Source organism: Nonomuraea sp. NPDC059023, from assembly GCF_042740095.1.
Taxonomy (GTDB): Bacteria; Actinomycetota; Actinomycetes; order Streptosporangiales; family Streptosporangiaceae; genus Nonomuraea.
In genome coordinates this window covers 1-1,416 of sequence record NZ_JBHYIO010000129.1, presented here as the reverse complement: position 1 = coordinate 1,416, position 1,416 = coordinate 1, and the positions used below count along the sequence as shown (strand labels likewise).

The window sequence follows — 1,416 nt, the reverse complement described above, 5'->3', positions numbered from 1 at the left end:
CTCTCGACCACGAAGGTCGCCTCGAACTTGCCGACCTCGCCGCCGAGCCCGGCTCCCAAGGTGCAGGCGATGGGTGACCCTCTCTTCGTCCAGGCCATGGAGGCCGCTGACGCCCAGCTCGCCGCCGAGCACGAGGGTGTAGACGAGTGGTACCTGGGTCACCTCAATGACCACATCTACCCGACCTGCCCTGGCCTGAAGCGCTCCGGACAGCCGTTACGCCGCGGCGAAGGCTCTCTCTACCCAGAGGCCGGCGACGTCTGCGGCTTGTGCCTCAAATGGTGGCGGGCGCGGAAGGCGAAGGAGGCTCCCGATGTGTCCCGGTAGACGCTCCTGCTGGCCCACAGCCCGATGCAAGAGAGCCGAGTATGCCCGGCGCTGGCGGAGGAGGATGAAGCGGTGAGCAACCCTGACTGGCGCTGGCCAGGCGAAGGAAGGACGACCGCAGTCTGCCCGGACTGCTTCCTGGAAGGGTTCTGGTTGTGGCCACCGGATAGGGACGAAGATCGCCACGGGAACCACTTCACCCCGCCGCCCGGTCACACCGTGACAGAACTCGCTGGCGTCCGCTGGGACGAGTGCCCGATGCGCAAGGACTCGCCTTCCGGTGAGGAGACATGAGCAACCCAGACGGAGTGCTGGCCGAGATCGACGACGTCATCGAATGGCACGGCAGCCCGGACGCCATGAGATGGACGGCAGACCCGCCTGTGGTGATCACGGTGACGGTGGACTGTAGATTCCAGCGGACTGTGGACCGCTTGGAGATCTTCTTCGCCTTCATGGCCGAATACGCCGAGTGGCGGGACAAGGTGCGAGCCCTCAGCTCCATGAAGATCAGATACCACCGCCGAAGGAGGAGCCGCCGATGAACTGGCTCGACATCGTGGCGGCGCTGATGTCCGCCGTCGCTCTCGCCGTCGCCATCAGAGCCTGCTGGAAGATCCGGCGCGACTCACAGGCTGCCGTAAGCCATTGGCGGCGGGCAGCAGCATCGTGGAAGGAAGCGGAGGCCTCGTGGAAAGAGGCCGAAGCCAACTACGCCAGTGCCGCCGCCTCGTATCAGGATGCCCTGGAGATCACGAGGAACCGCCGATGACCTCCACGATCGAACCGCTCGTCGTCTACGACTGCAGCTCCCGGCAATGGCACGGCGACCCGGAGGTCCTCGCCTGGATGCGGGCCGAAGGGCTCGACCCAGATCAGGTGTACCGGCTAGAGATCTACCTCGTGGACTGCCCATCCGCGCGGGTCTACGAGTACGCCACGGTGCAGGGTGCTCGCATCCTCGTGCCAGCCCGCGAGGAGTACCTACGGCGCAAGCCGTACGACGTGATCCTGTCCAGCCTGCCGCCTGACACGCCAGCCCAACCTGAGGAGAAACGCGGGTGAAGATCGCCGATCTCAAAGATCCCC

At 65.5% G+C, this 1,416-nt stretch carries 4 protein-coding genes; all 4 read left to right on the top strand.

Annotated elements, in window-relative coordinates:
* Positions 1 to 327: hypothetical protein (locus tag ACFWYW_RS59365; protein WP_379641485.1), on the top strand; the 327-nt coding region annotated here is incomplete at its 5' end.
* A gap of 290 nt (positions 328 to 617) precedes the next feature.
* Positions 618 to 872, top strand: coding sequence for a hypothetical protein (locus ACFWYW_RS59360; RefSeq protein WP_379628347.1), 255 nt, complete (start codon positions 618 to 620; stop codon positions 870 to 872).
* Positions 869 to 1,099: a hypothetical protein gene (locus ACFWYW_RS59355; protein ID WP_379628345.1), complete on the top strand. Its 231-nt coding sequence runs from the start codon at positions 869 to 871 to the stop codon at positions 1,097 to 1,099. The genes ACFWYW_RS59360 and ACFWYW_RS59355 overlap by 4 nt, the downstream gene beginning before the upstream one ends.
* Complete coding sequence (locus tag ACFWYW_RS59350; RefSeq protein ID WP_379628343.1) at positions 1,096 to 1,392, top strand: hypothetical protein; 297 nt, start codon at positions 1,096 to 1,098, stop codon at positions 1,390 to 1,392. Before ACFWYW_RS59355 ends, ACFWYW_RS59350 begins: the two co-directional genes overlap by 4 nt.
* The last annotated feature ends 24 nt before the right edge of the window (positions 1,393 to 1,416 follow it).